This window comes from Gilliamella sp. Occ3-1 (assembly GCF_001690655.1).
In the GTDB taxonomy this organism is placed as follows: Bacteria; Pseudomonadota; Gammaproteobacteria; order Enterobacterales; family Orbaceae; genus Gilliamella; species Gilliamella apicola_P.
The window spans coordinates 183,554-201,490 of record NZ_LZHQ01000034.1; the positions used below are offsets into that span (position 1 = coordinate 183,554).

Annotated in this window: 12 protein-coding genes, 1 other RNA gene and 1 pseudogene; 9 read left to right on the forward strand and 5 right to left on the reverse strand. The window is 33.7% G+C overall.

Features of this window, described 5'->3' with window-relative positions; all coding sequences use genetic code 11:
* The first annotated feature begins 65 nt into the window (after nt 1–65).
* The 3 genes from nrdB to A9G43_RS10530 all read left to right on the forward strand — a co-directional run bounded on the left by nrdB (nt 66) and on the right by A9G43_RS10530 (nt 4,978).
* Nucleotides 66–1,196 (forward strand): class Ia ribonucleoside-diphosphate reductase subunit beta, encoded by a 1,131-nt coding sequence (gene nrdB / locus A9G43_RS10520; RefSeq protein WP_065608766.1) that lies wholly within the window; start codon nt 66–68, stop codon nt 1,194–1,196.
* 178 nt (nt 1,197–1,374) lie between these two features.
* Nucleotides 1,375–4,029, forward strand: a complete 2,655-nt coding sequence (gene glnD, locus A9G43_RS10525; protein WP_065608748.1) for a bifunctional uridylyltransferase/uridylyl-removing protein GlnD — start codon at nt 1,375–1,377, stop codon at nt 4,027–4,029.
* Between the two features lie 25 nt (nt 4,030–4,054).
* Entirely contained in the window at nt 4,055–4,978 is a 924-nt protein-coding gene (locus A9G43_RS10530; RefSeq protein WP_065608749.1) for an AEC family transporter, read from the forward strand.
* Between the two features lie 90 nt (nt 4,979–5,068).
* On the opposite strand, the gene A9G43_RS10535 is transcribed toward A9G43_RS10530, so the two are convergent.
* Both A9G43_RS10535 and A9G43_RS10540 read right to left on the reverse strand, forming a co-directional pair.
* Entirely contained in the window at nt 5,069–5,746 is a 678-nt protein-coding gene (locus A9G43_RS10535; RefSeq protein ID WP_065608750.1) for an HD domain-containing protein, read from the reverse strand.
* 17 nt (nt 5,747–5,763) lie between these two features.
* On the reverse strand, nt 5,764–7,290 hold the full coding sequence (locus tag A9G43_RS10540) for a hypothetical protein (protein ID WP_141674071.1): 1,527 nt from the start codon (nt 7,288–7,290) through the stop codon (nt 5,764–5,766).
* A 463-nt stretch (nt 7,291–7,753) separates the two neighbouring features.
* On the opposite strand from A9G43_RS10540, the gene mprF reads away from it, so the two are divergent.
* Complete coding sequence (gene mprF / locus A9G43_RS10545) at nt 7,754–10,357, forward strand: bifunctional lysylphosphatidylglycerol flippase/synthetase MprF (protein WP_065608752.1); 2,604 nt, start codon at nt 7,754–7,756, stop codon at nt 10,355–10,357.
* A gap of 1 nt (nt 10,358) precedes the next feature.
* Nucleotides 10,359–11,639 carry a virulence factor family protein gene (locus tag A9G43_RS10550; RefSeq protein WP_065608753.1) on the forward strand — a complete coding sequence of 427 codons (1,281 nt, stop codon included), beginning with the start codon at nt 10,359–10,361 and terminating at the stop codon, nt 11,637–11,639.
* A gap of 112 nt (nt 11,640–11,751) precedes the next feature.
* Here the strand turns inward: A9G43_RS10550 and A9G43_RS11480 are convergent.
* Nucleotides 11,752–12,645 (reverse strand): annotated as a pseudogene (locus A9G43_RS11480) (DMT family transporter).
* A gap of 1,080 nt (nt 12,646–13,725) precedes the next feature.
* Between A9G43_RS11480 and A9G43_RS11485 the strand changes: the two are divergent.
* The 3 genes from A9G43_RS11485 (at nt 13,726) to A9G43_RS10570 (ending at nt 15,968) form a co-directional block, all read left to right on the forward strand.
* The gene (locus A9G43_RS11485; protein WP_442903324.1) at nt 13,726–13,992 is read left to right on the forward strand and encodes an NAD(P)-dependent oxidoreductase; all 267 of its coding nucleotides are present in this window, start codon (nt 13,726–13,728) and stop codon (nt 13,990–13,992) included.
* Nucleotides 13,993–14,198: 206 nt separating this feature from the next.
* Nucleotides 14,199–14,563, forward strand: a transfer-messenger RNA (tmRNA) gene (ssrA, locus tag A9G43_RS10565).
* 175 nt (nt 14,564–14,738) lie between these two features.
* On the forward strand, nt 14,739–15,968 hold the full coding sequence (locus A9G43_RS10570) for an integrase domain-containing protein (protein WP_065608755.1): 1,230 nt from the start codon (nt 14,739–14,741) through the stop codon (nt 15,966–15,968).
* A gap of 147 nt (nt 15,969–16,115) precedes the next feature.
* Here the strand turns inward: A9G43_RS10570 and A9G43_RS10575 are convergent, their stop codons facing one another.
* Together A9G43_RS10575 and A9G43_RS10580 are read right to left on the reverse strand one after the other, a co-directional pair.
* Nucleotides 16,116–16,718 (reverse strand): hypothetical protein, encoded by a 603-nt coding sequence (locus tag A9G43_RS10575; RefSeq protein WP_065608756.1) that lies wholly within the window; start codon nt 16,716–16,718, stop codon nt 16,116–16,118.
* Between the two features lie 40 nt (nt 16,719–16,758).
* Nucleotides 16,759–17,427 (reverse strand): hypothetical protein, encoded by a 669-nt coding sequence (locus A9G43_RS10580; protein ID WP_065608757.1) that lies wholly within the window; start codon nt 17,425–17,427, stop codon nt 16,759–16,761.
* A gap of 265 nt (nt 17,428–17,692) precedes the next feature.
* On the opposite strand from A9G43_RS10580, the gene A9G43_RS10585 reads away from it, so the two are divergent.
* The coding region (locus tag A9G43_RS10585) for a transposase (RefSeq protein WP_065607405.1) at nt 17,693–17,937 on the forward strand (245 nt) is incomplete at its 3' end.

The following is a 17,937-nucleotide window of genomic DNA, read 5'->3' on the forward strand; positions in this document are numbered from 1 at the left end:
CCTTTTACACTGTCAAAAGGAAGCGGTAAAAGCAACAGTAAATGAGTAGGAGTTCTTTTATGAGTATGAATTACAGTACCTTTTCGCAAGTGCATAACGACCAGCTTAAAGAACCAATGTTCCTTGGACAATCAGTGAATGTTGCGCGTTATGATCAACAAAAATATGAGATGTTTGAAAAGCTAATTGAAAAACAACTTTCTTTTTTTTGGCGCCCAGAAGAAGTCGATATTTCACAAGACCGTATTGATTATGCTGCGTTACCAGAGCATGAAAAACATATTTTTATCAGCAATTTAAAATATCAAACTCTGCTTGATTCCATCCAAGGCCGTAGCCCTAATGTTGCTTTACTGCCACTTATTTCAATACCTGAATTGGAAACATGGGTAGAAACTTGGTCGTTTTCTGAAACCATTCATTCTCGTTCATATACTCATATCATTCGTAATATCGTCAACGATCCATCTGTGGTTTTTGATGATATTGTCACTAATAAAGAAATTCAAAAACGTGCTGGTGACATTGCAGGTTATTATGATGATCTTATTAGCTATGCAAGTTACTATAATTTATTTGGTGAGGGTGAACATAACATCAATAATCGCACTGTTTGCATTAATTTACGTGAACTTAAAAAGAAACTTTACTTATGTTTAATGAGTGTCAATGCACTTGAGGCTATTCGCTTCTATGTTAGTTTTGCCTGCTCATTTGCTTTTGCTGAACGAGAACTAATGGAAGGGAATGCTAAAATCATTAAACTTATTGCCCGCGACGAAGCGCTACATTTAACTGGCACTCAGTTTATGATCAACACACTACGCAGTGGTGAAGACGATCCCGAAATGGCTGAAATTGCCAAAGAATGTGAACAAGATTGTTATAACTTATTTTTACAAGCCGCTAATCAAGAAAAACAATGGGCCGAATACCTGTTTGAGGGCGGCTCAATGATTGGTTTAAATAAAGATATATTATGCCAATATGTCGAGTATATAACGAACATTCGTATGCAAGCGGTCGGACTAAAATTACCTTTTGAAGCTAAATCCAATCCAATTCCATGGATTAATAACTGGCTTGTTTCTGATAATGTGCAAGTAGCACCACAAGAAGCCGAAATGAGCTCATATTTAGTTGGACAAATTGATTCTGAAATTAATGAAGATGATTTAAGCGATTTTACTTTATAATTTTATACTCAAACACATACTTACCTGAAATTTTTTGACAAAGGGAACAAATTATTGTTCCTTTTTTGTTGTTAATATCAATTAATAATAATTTTCTTTCTTCTAACCGTAGCTTGACAGCCATTTAAAATCGGGTAACGATATAGCTATTGAATTGTCTTAATTTGATAATATAGCTATGACTAAAACCCATTTGTGTTACCCAGTCTCTCCACTTAATTTCAATGATGAACAGATAAATATTACATATCTAAAACAGCAGCTTGAGGAGTTTCAACAGTGGTCCATGGTCCAGTTTGAGCAACAAGCTGACATTGATACCTTAGTGCATTTACGCAGTCAATTTATTGGCCGTTTACTTGAGCGATTATGGCGTTTTTATCAAATACCTAAACATGTTTCTTCCTTCTTTAAACGTAATCGTATCGCTTTGGTTGCTGTTGGTGGTTATGGTCGAGCGGAATTACACCCACTGTCAGATATTGATATTTTAATTTTAAGTGATTATCCGTTGACTAAAGAGATAGAAAAACAGATCAGTGATTTAGTTCGCTTGTTATGGGATTTGCATTTAGATATAGGGCACAGTGTTAGAACATTAAAAATCTGCCTACAAGAAGCAAAAAATGATATCACAATAATGACTAATTTGATTGAATCAAGGCTTATTTCTGGCAATCAATTACTATTAGATGAACTACATAAGCAAATTTTTAGCGATAAAATCTGGCCGTCTCGTGCTTTTTATAAGGCAAAAATACAAGAACAACATGAACGTCATAAGCAATATCACAGCACCTCTTATAACCTAGAGCCTGATTTGAAAAATAGTCCGGGTGGATTGCGAGATATGCAAATTATTCAATGGATAGCGATTCGTCACTTTGGTGGAGAATTTCTACAAAAAATAGCTGATTTCAACTATTTAACCCCTGAAGATATTGAAGACTTTAAAACTTGTCGTAAATTTTTATGGAGAATACGTTTTGCACTTCATTGTGTCATAACTCGTTATGATAATCGTTTGTTATTTGATCGTCAGTTAAGCATTGCTAACATGTTAGGTTATCAAGGCGAAGGTAATGTTCCTGTTGAGAAGATGATGCATGATTATTATCGTGTTGCTCACAATATTACTGAACTTAATCAAATGTTATTACAACTGTTTTATGAATCTATACTTGAACATAATCCACATAACAAACCTTATGATATTGACGAATATTTTCAAGTTCGAGACAACCTAATTGATGTAAAAGATAATGACATTTTCAAAAAAGATCCCGTCATGATTATGCAGCTTTTTCACACTATTTTGTTGAATCCTCAAGTTATAGGACTGTATTCTAATACAATTAGACAATTACGTTCCGCTCGGCGCACACTAACCACTTTACTTTGTGAAGATGCAAAAGCAAGAGCGTTTTTTATGTCGATTATCAAGCACCCAGATGCAATTAATAAAGCCATTTTACCAATGCATAAATACGGTATACTTTCTGTCTATATACCGGGTTGGAAACATATATCTGGGATGATGCAATTTGATCTGTTCCATGCTTACACTGTTGATGAACATACCATCCGCTTGCTGCTTGAACTTGATAGTCTTAAAACCGAAAGTGGCAAACAAAAACATCCTAATAGTGCAAAAGTCTTTGCTAAATTACCTAAACTCGAATTATTGGTAATTGCTGGTCTATTTCATGATATTGGCAAAGGCCAACATGGCGATCACTCGGAAATTGGCGCTCATTTAGTTGAAAAATTTTGTCAACTACACGAACTCGAAACCAAAGATACTGATTTAATTTGCTGGCTAGTACGTTATCACTTACTGATGTCTGTTACTGCTCAAAGCAGAGATTTACAAGACCCTGCGGTAATTGGAGAATTTGTTCAATTGGTCAAAAGTAAGCGTCGCTTACAGTATTTGTTATGCCTAACAGTAGCTGATGTTTGTGCTACAAACGAAACGCTTTGGAATAATTGGAAACAAAGTTTAATGCGCGAACTCTATCTTAGTGCAGCAAATTCCTTTGACTCTGGTATACACCAAATACCCGAACAGCGAAGTGTTGCACGTAAAAATAAGCAAGAGGCATTAACCATTTTAGTTAAACAAAATTATGATGAACAAATTATTAAAGAGCTTTGGCAAAACTATCGCATTGACTACTTTGTCCGTTATACAACCGAACAAATTGTATGGCATGCAAAAATTCTATTGCAACATGACTTGGGCAAAACATTAGTAGCCATAAATCCAAATCCATCTCATGGTGGTAGTGAGCTTTTTATTTATTCGCCAGATAGACCTTATCTATTTGCAACTGTGTGTAATACGCTAAGTATGCATAATTTAACTATTCATGATGCACTTATCATTACAAATAAAAAAGGATTTGCACTCGATACATTTATCGTATTAGAGCCTAATGGACAGACAGTACAAGAAGATCGAAACCAAGGTCTAGTAAATGCACTTGATAAAGCACTACAACAACCTGTTTACAAACCTGTCACCATAAAACCACCGAAACAACGATTGCGATCGTTTTCAGTACCGACTCAGGTTAACTTTCTTTCAGCCTTTAATGACAGCCAAACCTATATGAAGCTCATAGCACTTGATAGACCGGGATTGCTGGCTTGTGTGGGCGAAATATTTGCTAATTTAGATTTATCATTAAGGAGCGCTAAAATAGCAACTATCGGCGAACATGTTGAAGATCTGTTTATTCTAACTGATAAAAACAATCAAGCGCTTGATGATGAAACATGTCAAAAACTTCGAGAATCAATCATTATAGCTTTTGATTCAATGAATTAATTTAATTAACCAAAAGATATAACTTATGCAATTTTTTATTATCTTATTTCCTATTTTTTGTATCTTTATTGTAGGTTTTATCGCACAAAAAGCCTTAAAATTTGATGTCGCCAACCTATCGAAAATGTCACTTTATGTGCTATCGCCCTTTTTGGCATTTAAAACGTTTTATACTCATACTTTAACCACAGATTATCTATTTTATATTGGTTATGTCTTTGGTTTATGCTTTTCATTAGTTATTATTGTCTCAATTTGGTCGATACTCATGAAGTATTCAGTTAAAGAGCGCTGTGCAATGATTTTGAGTTCCTGTTTTATGAACAATGGTAACTATGGTACTCCTGTACTATTAATCTTTTTTGGAGCTGTCGGCTTTGATCTTGGCGTAATAATGATGGTATTACAACAGTTTGTAATGAGTACTGTAGGCATTTACTATGCGGCTAAAGGTAGCGCTCATAGTGATATTGTAAATCAAAAAGACGTTATTAATAAAGTTATTCGTATGCCTGTAGCGTATGGCGCTTTTTTAGGTATTATTTTCCAATTGTGCCACATCCCTTTATCTAAATCGATTATGACTTCAATCGGAATGATCGGTGACGCATCAATTGTAGTGATCATGGTTATTTTGGGCATGCAACTGGCAAAAATAAAACTTACTCAGCTTAATTATCCTAAAATCTCATTTGCCTTACTTGCACGTATGGTGATTTCACCAATTGTGGCATTTTGTATGGTTTACTTTATGCCAATTGAGCCTGTTTATAAACAAGTTTTAATTGTCCTTGCTGCAATGCCAACTGCCGCCAATACCACATTAATGTCAGTACAATTTGATACACATCCAGAACTGGTATCAAGTGCGACCTTGCTCAGTACTTTATTAAGCTTGATCACTCTTCCTATTGTACTTGGATTAGTTGGAACACCAATTCCATTTTAGTAAAACCTGTCTTTTTAAAAGAGGCAGGTGTTATACAAATTTTTCAAAAATTAATTATTCATACTCTAACTATTATCGATAAACTAATTTTCAGTAAGAATAATCCTCTCCTTGCCATTCTTTTTCAAATTGTTTAACAAACTGAACTAAAAAATGATGTCTTGGCTCGGCTAGCTTTTTAGCTATGGGGGTATTCATCATATCTTTAAGTAAAAAAAGTTTTTCATAAAAATGATTAATAACGGTATTAGGATGTTTATAATTATTTTCATCCAGTGAAGTTCGTGGTGAAATATTAGGATCGTACATAATATTATGCTTATTACCGCCATAATAAAAGGTGCGGGCAATACCAATTGCACCCAATGCATCTAAACGATCGGCATCTTGTACGATCTGCCCTTCTAGTGATAATTCTTTTTTCTGATTAAAATTTTTTCGATATGACATATTCTCGATGATAGCAAAAATCATCTTAATTTCGGTGTCGGTAAGTGTTAGAGACGTTAAATAATCACGCAATTCCATTATTGCTTGACTCACATCAGCAACCACTTTTTCATCAATCACATCATGCAAATAAGCGCTAACAATCACAATAAAACCGTTCGCTTTTGGTTCATGCTGTAAAATCTTTTTTGCTAACTTTACAACACGTTCAATGTGTGCCATATCATGACCTGAAAAATCATTGGATAATTTCTGTTTAACAAAAGATTGTATAGCTTGAATAATCCCCTGTTGTTGCTTATCATTTTTATTATTCATAATATTATTTTGCTAATTTAATTTACACAAACTGTATTTCCATCCGACCAAATGCCAACTTGTCCCATATTAGAATATACTAGAAGATTCATAGGTCTTTCGTATGGAGGTTTATATGTATTTTTAGTCCAATAAACCTGATTACTTTTGAAATTACTACCAGGGTAGCCCTCATTAATGTTAGCAGAGTCATAAGTTTCTCCCCATTCTGCCAATAATCCCCCACCAATACGACGTTGGTAGTTATTACCTTGACCTGCTAAACCTTGATTCCAATATTGAGAATTAGCATTAGTTAATTGATTAACTGTAGGTATTTGATAGCCCAACTGATTACAGTATTGTTCAGCCTGAGCATAACTACGATTGCTACCACTATAATCCTTTCTTGCGATAAACCATTTGTTGATGGTAAAACTATATACTTTATTGGTTTTGGCTTTATCGGAATATAAGATAAAGGTCGTCGGCACTGCGGTTGCTGCCTCGGCAGCGCTAGCCCCCTCTTTGGGTCCGACTAATCGAATCTTGGCAATACTGCCATTGCCCGTTATAGTTAAATCAATGCCCGATGTTGCTGGTGACTTGTCAAACGTCATATCACTGCCTAAGCTATCAACCATATCCATGGTAAAAAATAGCCCATATGCCCCCATGGTTGGAAAGTTTGATGCCGGATTATTTAAATCTTGACGTTTAAAACCTTTTGCATCATCCCATTGGTTTGGTGGACCTGAATAATTTGACCCACCCCAATTTTTTTTTCGACTATTACTTAAATATAAGTTAGGCTTGGCAGAATAAGTACAAGCGCCTTTAGACGGATTTAGGTAATAGGTGGCGCGATTAGCCATTATCTGAGTTGAATTTGGTTTGCCATAAGCCGTTGATAAAATGCTATTATCACTTTGCATTGTTACACTATAGGGTGCATTGCAATCCTGAAAGGTATCATCCAATCCCATTTCGGTACCATTGGCATCTCGACCAATAATGGTTAAATTCCCCGTTGCGGTAATATCACCATCGCCATCTTTATCAGCCCAAAAATCATTATTATTCAGCAAATCGGTCATTGAAATAGCACTTTGACCCAATGGAATAAGCGTTTTAATATCGCTAAGTTTTAAACCATCATGCGGCAATGGTATCGGATTGGCTTTAGTTGAGGGATTGTTTTTTGGGGTTAGTACCTTACCATCAGGTAGTTCGATATTTAAAAATCTATCTGTATCCCATGATTGGGTTTTGCCGCCATCAAACGTTAAATAAGGTGCTGATCCCTCTATTTCTTTTGCGGTTTTTGCTGACTTAACTTTAGGTAATACCCCAAATACAAATAAAGGATGACTAATTCCTATACAAAAACACAAAAATAAAATTGATTTTAAAGTGATGAGGTTTTTTTGCAATATCAACAGTAAATTGCTACAGAAGCATAATCGACATATAACAAAACGAAAATAACTTAATGCTAACTGCTTAATTAACCCACTCTTATTCTTCTTATTTTTTATTCTAACATGTTGTACCTTTGACTTCATGATAATGTTCCTTTACATTAATATCCACACCATATAAATGCTATACCATAACGTTGCTAGCATAATTTCTTGTCAACTTATTACATTGCATAGCGCTTACTTGGTAATGATCGATTTTTGCAAATACATTTCCAACAAAAAATCCAGTTTCACAAATTAAAAATTAAGTCAATACAATTATAGCGTAAAGGCTATTTTTTTACACAAAAATTTCAATAAAATAATTATCTATCACATGTAAAAAGACATTTTCCATCGCCTAAATACAGTATTAGAAAGGAAAACAGCTTTCTATAGTAATCTAATCTTAGGTAAACAAAATACTCACATAATATTAATAGTAAAATTTCAGTAATTAATATTTTTTATCGTTTCTTTATTTTTTTACGATTGTTTTCACTAAAACGGAAAGGTAGAATGCGCGAATCAAAATATTATCAAAGCAAATATTGGAGTTGATTAAGTGAAAATATCAACGCGTAAAGTTTTGCCTTGGCAGTTAATAGAATACTTCACTCGTTATCGCCAGTTTATAGCTCTACTATTTGGTCTATCTATCTTTTTTATAGCACTGATTGTGTGTTGGCACTTACTTAAGGCAATTAATGTTAATGAGTTAAAAAGAGCTATTCATCACCTTTCGATGTCTACAATTTTATTTTCGTGTTTATCTGCTATTGGTAGTTATTTAATGTTGATCTGCTACGAATGGTCAGCTGCACGTTATGCGGGCGTCAAATTGAAACCCGCAACTATTGTGCTGGGCGGAATTTGTGCCTCAGCTATCGGTAATGCAATCGGATTGTCGGCATTATCTGGTGGTGCGGTGCGTTGTCGTCTCTATTTTAAACAAGGATTAACAACTATTGATGTTGCCAGAATGTCAATTTTTGTTACCTTATCATTAGGATTCACTTTACCACTATTAGCAGCGATTACCGCTTTAATTCATCCCAAAAATACGATGTTAGCTTTGCATTTATCAGCAAATAGTGTGTGGATAATTGCATGTAGCGTAATTTGCTTTTATGGTGTGCTATTTATCTTTTTGCAAAATAAGCGATTAGCAGAAAAACCAAATAACAAAACCCAATTATATCAATTATTTCGATGGTCTATCCGTCTTCCTAATCTTCGTTTAGCATCTTACCAATTTATTATTACTCTATTTGATGCCATTTTAGCTGGCGCAGTACTTTATTTTCTTTTACCAAAACACCCTGATTTTGCTACCTTTATTATGATCTATATTCTGGCATTAGTAGCTGGAGTATTGAGTCATGTTCCTGGTGGTGTTGGTGTATTTGAAGCCATTATGTTAGCGGCATTTTCATCCGAAATTAATATAGCTTCATTAACCGTTGCATTAATCATTTATCGCATTATTTATATTTTAATTCCCCTTATTTTGGCGGCTATTTTGCTTTTAATAAACGAGGGAAAACATTTTTTAACCGCACCTCAGGTTAAAGAGACAAAAACAGGGATTGCAGCGCCTATCATGGCGGCAGCTGTATTTTTTGCCGGTGTGGTAATGATGTTTTCAAGTGTACTTCCTGGGTTTAATCACCATTTAGTCAGCACCTTTATCCCCAGTAAAATAGTCAATATTGCTCATCTAATTGCTAGTTTAATTGGCGTTTTATGCATATTACTTGCAGTAGGAGTAAGACGAAGACTCTATTTTGCATGGGGCATTTCGATTATTTTATTATTTTTAGGTAGTATCTGCTCGCTTTTACGCGGATTACATTGGATTGAAGCCAGTGTATTATTAATTATAGCAATATTATTAATCCATTTTAAACATGCTTTCTATCGTAAAAGTCGATTAAGCATATTACCTTTTTCAATTAAATCCTTTGTCATTTGCTTTTGCATTATTGCGCTTTTTGTATGGCTAATTTTATTTATATATCAAGATATTCCTTATAGTCACGATTTATGGTGGCAATTTGAGTTAGACAGCCGAGTACCGCGTGCACTTCGTGCCGCTTTAGGCAGTTTTATTTTGTTAAGCTTTATTATGTTGTTTTGGTTATTTCGCCCTGCGCCACCAATTCTAACTCAACCTGAACAAAACGAGCTAAATAAAGCTTATCAAATTATTTTAGATTCAAAACAACCTGAAGGTGGGCTAGCCATGAGCGGCGATAAGTCATTACTTTTTAATGAATCACAAACTGCTTTTATAATGTATGCCAAGCGAGGAAGGAGCATGATTGCTCTTTATGATCCAATTGGGAACAGTACTGATCGAGCCAATTTAATTTGGACTTTTCGAGATTTGTGCGATCAACATAATCTTCGTCCGGTTTTTTATCAAGTTAAAGCAGCAAATTTACCTTTTTATATGGATATTGGTCTTAGAACTATTAAGCTTGGTGAAGAAGCCTTAGTTAATTTAAAACAATTTGATTTAAGCTCAAAAGATTATAAAGATCTTCGCTACACGTGGAATCGTGGTCAACGTGATGGTCTATCTTTAGTATTTTATTCTCCAGGCACAGCACCACTTGATGAATTAAAAGCAGTTTCAGATGCATGGTTAAAAAGTAAACACGCTAAAGAAAAGCAATTTTCGTTAGGATCTTTTTCAGAGCAATACTTGAACAAGTTCACTATTGCAGCAATAAAATATGAAGGTCGTATTATTGCTTTTGTAAATCTACTAGAAACAAATCAAAACTATAGTGCAAGCATTGATTTAATGCGTGTTGTCCAAGATATCCCTAAATTAACTATGGAGTTTTTAATGGTTGGGTTGATTTTACATTATCAACAAAAAGATTTTATATTCTTCAGTTTAGGGATGGTTCCACTTGCAGGTATGCAAAGACGTCGAGGCGCTCCCATGATACAAAGACTAGGTGCACTAGTTTTTAGACGAGGTGGACGTTTTTATAACTTCCAAGGATTACGTCGCTTTAAAGAGAAGTTTGCAACACACTGGGAACCACGTTATATGGCCGCTCCAGCAGGGCTTGATCCTTTAGTTGCAATCATTGATACCACCATGCTAATTTCAGGCGGAATAACGGGATTAAAAAAGAATAAGAGATCATAATATGAAAAAAATAACACATTGCATTTTATTTTTAATTGTTATGATACTCATAGTACTATTAGGATTTGTTGGTTGGTATTTGATAAAAAACCAAGATAGTGCGTCAGTAAAAACGATAACAATCGAAAATGACTTTTCTATTATATCGGCAAAACCTAAACAAACAGCCGAAGCTGCGGCTATTATTGTCGCAACTAACAACAATCATTTTACAGAACAACAACTATTAAACTTATCTGAAAAAATGGGCGCCAAACTAGTTCAGTTTGAATTAAAACCGCAAGCAACTTGTGCTGAGCAAAAAAATCGCTTTAACCAAGCTGTAAACATATTAGGAGAGTCTAATTTTGCTGTCGCAGGTATGAGAGAAGGTGCTACTTTTGCTTATCGATGGCTAGCAGAACAGCAAAGTGATGATGCTAAAGCATTATCAATAGAATTCATATTAGATCATAAAGATTGTGATGATCCATTGCCAAGACAAGCTAACCACGGAACGTGGCAAGTAATTTGGAATAATCCACCCGAAGAAAATGTTGCCGTATTCCCACGAGAACAGAAAAAGATTACTGTCACCACAGGAATTGGCGAATACCAAACTTCACCTGTTGAGCTTTTAAGTTTGCATTTATCTTCAATTTTATTTGGTGATCATCAACAGCTACCTGTTATTGAATTACCCGCAACGAGTAAAGAAGTTCATCCTAAAACCGTCACTCTTTACTATTCTGGCGATGGGGGCTGGCGTGACTTAGACAAAGTATCTGCTGAATATATGACTGCGCATGGTTATTCTGTCGTCGGTGTCGATGCTTTGAAACTGTTTTGGCAACACCGTTCTGTTGAGCGTAGTGCAAAAGATCTCGCCTATTTGATGCAACAATATCGCGAAAAATGGGGTACAACTCGTTTCGTGCTTACAGGTTATTCATTCGGTGGAGATATTTTACCTGCACTTTATAATCGGTTATCAACTACAGATCAAAATAGTGTTCAAGCGATTGTGATGATCGCATTTTCAAAAAATGCTAATTTTGAAATTGAAATCAGTGGTTGGCTTGGTCAATCTGGTAATGAAATGAAAACAGGTCCAGAAGTCAATAACATCCCAGCGAGTAAACTATTTTGTATTTATGGTGAAGAAGAGAAAAACGATACTGGATGCTTACAGCCAGAAATGAAAGGTGAAGCATTCAAATTACCCGGAGGCCATCATTTTGACGAAGACTATCAGCATTTAGGGCAAATTATCATGGATGCAATCGATAAAAGGGTACAATAATTTCGATTAGTGATATCAAAATAATGCAAATTTATTAAATAAAATCGGGTTCTTTGTCATCAATCTGAAAGGAGCTAATGCTCCTTTTTATATGTTCGACTTAATAAAAAAATTATTTTTTTGTTACCCTAACTACACCTTCTGATAATAACACACCACAAAGCGTAAATAGTGTTCCAATAGCAGCAATCCCAGTAAAAGGTTCGTTCAAAATAATAACAGCCGCAATAATAGTAAGAATTGGAACTAAATATAAATACTAATTTTAACTGCACCAATTAATTTAACAGCATAGTTCCAAGATGCAAAACAAATAGCCGAGGCACCAACACCCAAGAATAAAAAATTAAAAATGTTAACAGGATCGGTAAAACGTGATAAATTCCAATCAAAGTCAAAGAAAGATAATACAGGAAACATTAACATCAAACCATAAAAAAAGAATCGCCTTGTTAACAAAATAGTATTGTAGCCATAATTGCTACTTTTTTTAGTAAAAATCGAATAACAAGCCCAAAATAAACAAACCAACATAGTAAGCAGATCACCAAGTGGATTTAACGAAAGCACAAACTTACCATTAAAGCTAATTAGTCCAACACCAATAATTGCAAATAAACAACCAATATAAAAACGTTTAGGTGGTGTTTCAGTTTTTAAAAAGAAAATAGATAATATTGCAGTAAATATTGGTGCTAAAGTGGTAATTACTCCAACATTTGAAGCTGTAGTATAAGTTAATGCAATATTCTCACATAAAAATTAACAAGTTACACCACACTGCCCTGCACATAAAAACATAAACTCTCGCTTAACCCCCTGCCAAGCCAAAAAGCGCGGTGATAAGATCCAAAGGGTTAGATAGCCAAGTCCAAATCGAAAAAAACAAGATCTCTATTGGCTTAAAATCCGTCAATAAAACTTTAGTTGCAATAAATGTTGTTCCCCAAAGAAACACTGTCATTAATGCGATTAAGTGCCCTTGTGTTCTTTTTGAAAAGAACATAATAATCTCTCTGCTCACATAACTATTTCGCAACCAAAGTACAGCTCATTGCTCAATCTTTTATTAAAAATAGTAGTATTCAAAAAAATTTAAAACAATTTATGATAAGACTTGCTAACCAAAGAAAAGGCGCTATTTATTAAATAAATAAAATTCTAGCAATACTAGCTTTCTATACGCATTATTTTAAAGCAAAAAAAAAGAAGTAAAAATACTAAAGCAAGTAGTTATTAATAAATAAATGGAAAAAGGAAAGATTTTAAAAATATTTATATGAAAGGAATATCAGGCAAAAAAAATCCACCCGAAAACTCGGATGGAAGGCAAAAAATGAAAAACGTAATCTGTTAATATAGACAGACTAAATGGGGAAAAGTTCAATTTAATTTCATATATTTCTTAATATTTTAATAAAGAAATAATTAACATGTTGATTATATTATATAAAACTTTTTTAAATATTTATAAAAAGTTATAAATCTTACATATTTACTTTAATAGAAGTACTAAATAATCGTACAGCAAATTTTTCAATTTAACTGTTACAAATTTTATTTTTATATTGAAATATATAATTAACTGGAATTTTTAACAATTTTTCAAATCTTTAAATCATAATTGAATTGGTATCCTAAAATTAACAGCGATAGTAATACAACTAATTCTAATTATATTGTTGTAAAATAACGGGGGAAAGTAAAAAACAGGTGGGACAAAGGGTTGGAAGAAGCAATTAAACAAGCTAGAGCTGTAATCAGTGATTATGTAAAAATAAATAGATTAAAGATAAAAATACTCAGCCATTCAATGTAAATAAATTAGCGATAGAAAAAGCTGAATCATCAGAGGATCAAAAAGTTGATTATTAACGTTCTGGGCAAGCTAATTATCACCTTCAGATAAATGGTAAGCAGTCAGCATCTGCAAAATTAATTGATAACAACGGTAAAAATGATTTGGTCGAAACAAATTAATCGATTTTAAATGAATTTTTTCTTATTAATTTTGATTTTGCATCTATTTTACAGCTAGAATAAGGGCGATCTGCTAATTCATCAGTTAACTTATCCGCTTGATTATATATTTCTAGAGAATGTATTAAAACAAGCCGATTTTGTTGTTATCATTCTATCTTTAATCCATAAAAAAACTACTCAACTATTCACAAAAGAAAAATTAGCTTTAATAAAGCCTTCAAGAATACTTATTAACAATACCCGTAAAAAATTGTTGATCAATAAGCGCTGTTTGGAGCACTATAAAATAAAACGAGCAAAGCCGCAGGATTTGATGCATTTAGAGTTGAACTGCTACCCACCAATTCCCTTTTTACTACAAACTTTATGATGATGTCTTATTATCACTTCAAGTCAGCTCTGCAACGGTTGACACACGATATGCAATGGCAAAATGTACTGTTGATAATATCATCACAGCATTAAAAGATGAAAAACCAACCTACAACTGGGTTAACCTTGACGTTGGCTAACTTGTATTCCATCTTAAATTAACCTATAATGCCCTGATATTGTTCTTAGTTACAATTCACAATTGGGGCTGATTCTGGATTCGACGGGATTTGCGAAACCCAAGGTGCATGCCGAGGTGCGGTAGGCCTCGTAAATAAACCGCAAAAAAATAGTCGCAAACGACGAAAACTACGCACTAGCAGCTTAATAACCTGTATAGAGCCTTCTCTCCCTAGCCTCCGCTCGTAGGACGGGGATCAAGAGGAGTCAAACCCAAACGAGATCGTGTGGAAACCTTGCTTGGGGCGGAAACATTAAACTTAATCAAGCTAGTCTATCAGTAGCGTGTTTGTTCGCAGCGGGTAGATGAAATTCAAAAACAAACTACGCATGTAGTACCGAGGATGTAGAGATTTCGGACGCGGGTTCAACTCCCGCCAGCTCCACCACCATACTGTTCATTAAAATTCACCAACCATCATTAATTCACTATAATCCAAATGTTTTATAGTGTTTTTATGTCAATAAGTATTATGTTAATTCAGTGACAATCAATAGTTTTAGTTATATAATTAGTTATACGCTAAAAACACAACATCAACGTATAACTATAAATATATAACTATGCCACGTATAACTACACCACTCACAGATACTAAAATCAGAACAGCCAAGCCGTTAGAAAAAGATTACACTTTATCTGATGGGAATGGTTTGTATTTACTCGTTAAGTCAATAGGTACAAAGATTTGGCGTTTTAATTATTACCATCCCACATCTAAAGTAAGAACTCTTGTGAGTTTTGGATCATACCCTGAGATTAGTTTAGCTGATGCTAGGCTAAAAAGAGATGAAGCAAGACAACTTCTTGCCAAAGGAATAGATCCTCAACAATATAAAAAAGATCAACTAAAACTACTTAGAGATGAACAGAACAATACTTTTGAAAAGGTTGCTACTGATTGGTTTAAATTAAAATCTTCATCTAATTTAAAAGCTGATACATTAAAAGATATTTGGCGTTCTTTAGAATTACATGTACTACCTTATATAGGTAGTATTGCTATCACTGAAATTAAAGCAAGAGACTTTATAAATGCTCTTGAACCAATTAAACAACAAGGAAAGCTAGAATCTATTCGACGAATATGCCAACGAATTAATGAGGTTATGTATTATGCGGTTAATGTTGGTTTGATAGATGCTAATCCAGCATCCAAAATCACAGCGGCATTTGCTAATCCTGTTGTAAAAAATATGCCAGCACTACGACCTGAACAATTGCCTGAATTGTTAAGTGCATTGAGTACCGCAAATATAGAAAAGCAGACTTGGTGCTTATTATTTTGGCAACTTTATACAATGACGAGACCAACGGAAGCAACAGGAACAAAATGGTGTGAAATTGATCTCAACAATAATTGTTGGATTATACCAGCTGAAAGAATGAAAATGGGGCGAGAACATATAATTCCTTTATCCTCTCAAGCAATTGATATTTTGCAAATCATGAAACCCATTAGTGGGCATCGCGAATATGTTTTCCCTAGTATGAAATTACCTCATAATAAACCAATGAACAGTCAGACTGTTAATGCTGTAATTAAACGGATAGGTTTTGCTGGTCGATTAGTTGCTCATGGATTTCGTTCTATTGCATCTACAGCACTTAATGAGAATGGTTTTCCTCCTGATGTAATAGAAGCGGCTCTTGCTCATGTTGATAAAAATGAGGTTCGCCGAGCTTATAATCGAGCTGTTTACCTTGAACAAAGAATTGAAATGATGCAATGGTGGGGAAATTTTGTCGAGCAGTCAAAATCAAGTTATAAACCATTAAGTATGGTAGTTTAGCGATGTTGTTCAATTTTGTTCTATTATGATTACTAGTTTAGCTATTAGGGCTAAAAGAATACACGATTTGAGTGAATCATAGTGTATTGTTTCAATACACGCTACTGAATTATTTTTAGGTTAAAGCTAGTTAATAAACTTATGTTTCTAGTTTTTTCCTGATAAATAATTTTTAATAGAAACAAATTCTTCATCATGTAATACCCAAGCAGCAGCCAAAAGACTAAATCCAAACCCTACTATTATTGTGCCGGTTTGTCGTTTGGAATAGCTTGTCTTTCTTTCATATTTGTTTCTGCTTAATACCGACGATAAAATAAATGCAATAATTATGCATACAACCAATACAAATGGAATAAACACTTTTGTATACAGTTCCAATAAAAAATTTAGTATGTTACCGTTGTTGTATAAAAAGGTAACTTTAATTATTGCAATTAAAAAAGTAATAAAGATTATGCTAAAAACCCAATAACTTATGTTGAGAGAAGAATTTACCCAACGCATGATAATAAACACAATAAGCGGTATAAAAATAGAAGCGAAAACAAATACAATGTCAGTGTAGTTTGTAAAAACGGTTATCTCACGTCTGTTACTCTTGAAGGAACCATAAATAGCTATCGCTAAAGCGGTAGCTAATATTTCCCAGAACAGATAACTATATTCACTTTCCAATGTTATAGGTTTTTGTTGAATTGTAGCAAAATATGGGATTGGAATAATAAGCAGAATTAAAACAACGCTCATTATTAACTGAGTATTTTAATAGTTTATTAGTCAGTTTTTACTAAAACTGTTCATAGGTTTTACTTTGCATTTTTTGTATCAACATTTTAGGAGCACTAAATTCGACCGCTAGAGTAAAACTTCCATCCTCGTAAGACTGTATGATTATTTCTGCTTGACGAGTATTTAATGGACTTTTTTGTAGTAAATCAATATATGAATTAGCCGTTTTAAGCGTTTGTTGTAATGATTCGTTGTTAATGCTAATAATATTCAATGAAGATGAGCTATCGAAACTTTCCATCATAAAATCTTCAACTATTTTTTGGCATACAATATTACCTTTAGTCTTAACAATATAAAAAAGGTCAATATTTTTGTCATCATTTGCTATATAAACAGCTGAAAAGTTTTTTCCTAATGCCGACATTAGTGAAGTAAATTTATTAGCATTCTCATCGAATTTTGTTTCTAAGTATACTGATTCCAATTTTTCATCACTATCAAAAGTTAATAACATGTCCCATTCGAAATCTAAAAATTTTTGGTTATAACCATATAATTCAGAATTATTTTGAGGATTTGATTCAAGTTGATATTTATTTAATACGTCATTTTTACTCATGCCATAATTCAACTCTTTGTATAATTGAATTTTTTGTTGCGATGCAACTGCAATATTTATAAAAGAGAATAGAAAAATAACTAAAAATAGAGTGCGTTTTTTCATGATGTGTTCTCGTCGTTAACGAATAAAAGCCCCCCTAAATTTTATTTTTAGAAGGACTTTTCAAAGTGTATTATTATGAAATTAAAATAAAAATTCTAGTTATTGTAATGAAAGCAACAAAACCCAACGAAATATTTTTCCACAATTTTTTATCTGTTACTTTTACATTGTGAATTGCAAACAAGGTAATACTGTAACTCTCCCCTAAAATAATACAGCAAAAAAGTAGAAAATTCTCTATGATAAAAGTAAAGAGGATTTAAACATGAAAAAAATGACTGAACATCAAATCGTCGCTATTTTAAAAGAAGCTGAAGCGGGTATTCCGGTTAAAGAACTCTGTCGTAAATATGGCATGGGTAATTCAACTTTCTATAAATGGCGGGAAAAATACGGCGGAATGGAAACTTCGGATATCAAACGCTTAAAGGAGCTGGAGGCTGAAAACCGTAAGCTTAAACAGATGTTTGCCGAACTGAGCTTAAAATCCCAGCTTCAGGAAGAAATCAT

Coding starts and splice junctions, on each gene's coding strand:
- nrdB (WP_065608766.1), top strand. CDS start 66: ATGAATTACAGTACCTTTTCGCAAGTGCATAACGACCAGCTTAAAGAA.
- glnD (WP_065608748.1), top strand. CDS start 1,375: ATGACTAAAACCCATTTGTGTTACCCAGTCTCTCCACTTAATTTCAAT.
- A9G43_RS10530 (WP_065608749.1), top strand. CDS start 4,055: ATGCAATTTTTTATTATCTTATTTCCTATTTTTTGTATCTTTATTGTA.
- A9G43_RS10535 (WP_065608750.1), bottom strand. CDS start 5,746: ATGAATAATAAAAATGATAAGCAACAACAGGGGATTATTCAAGCTATA.
- A9G43_RS10540 (WP_141674071.1), bottom strand. CDS start 7,290: ATGAAGTCAAAGGTACAACATGTTAGAATAAAAAATAAGAAGAATAAG.
- A9G43_RS10550 (WP_065608753.1), top strand. CDS start 10,359: ATGAAAAAAATAACACATTGCATTTTATTTTTAATTGTTATGATACTC.
- A9G43_RS10570 (WP_065608755.1), top strand. CDS start 14,739: ATGCCACGTATAACTACACCACTCACAGATACTAAAATCAGAACAGCC.
- A9G43_RS10575 (WP_065608756.1), bottom strand. CDS start 16,718: ATGAGCGTTGTTTTAATTCTGCTTATTATTCCAATCCCATATTTTGCT.
- A9G43_RS10580 (WP_065608757.1), bottom strand. CDS start 17,427: ATGAAAAAACGCACTCTATTTTTAGTTATTTTTCTATTCTCTTTTATA.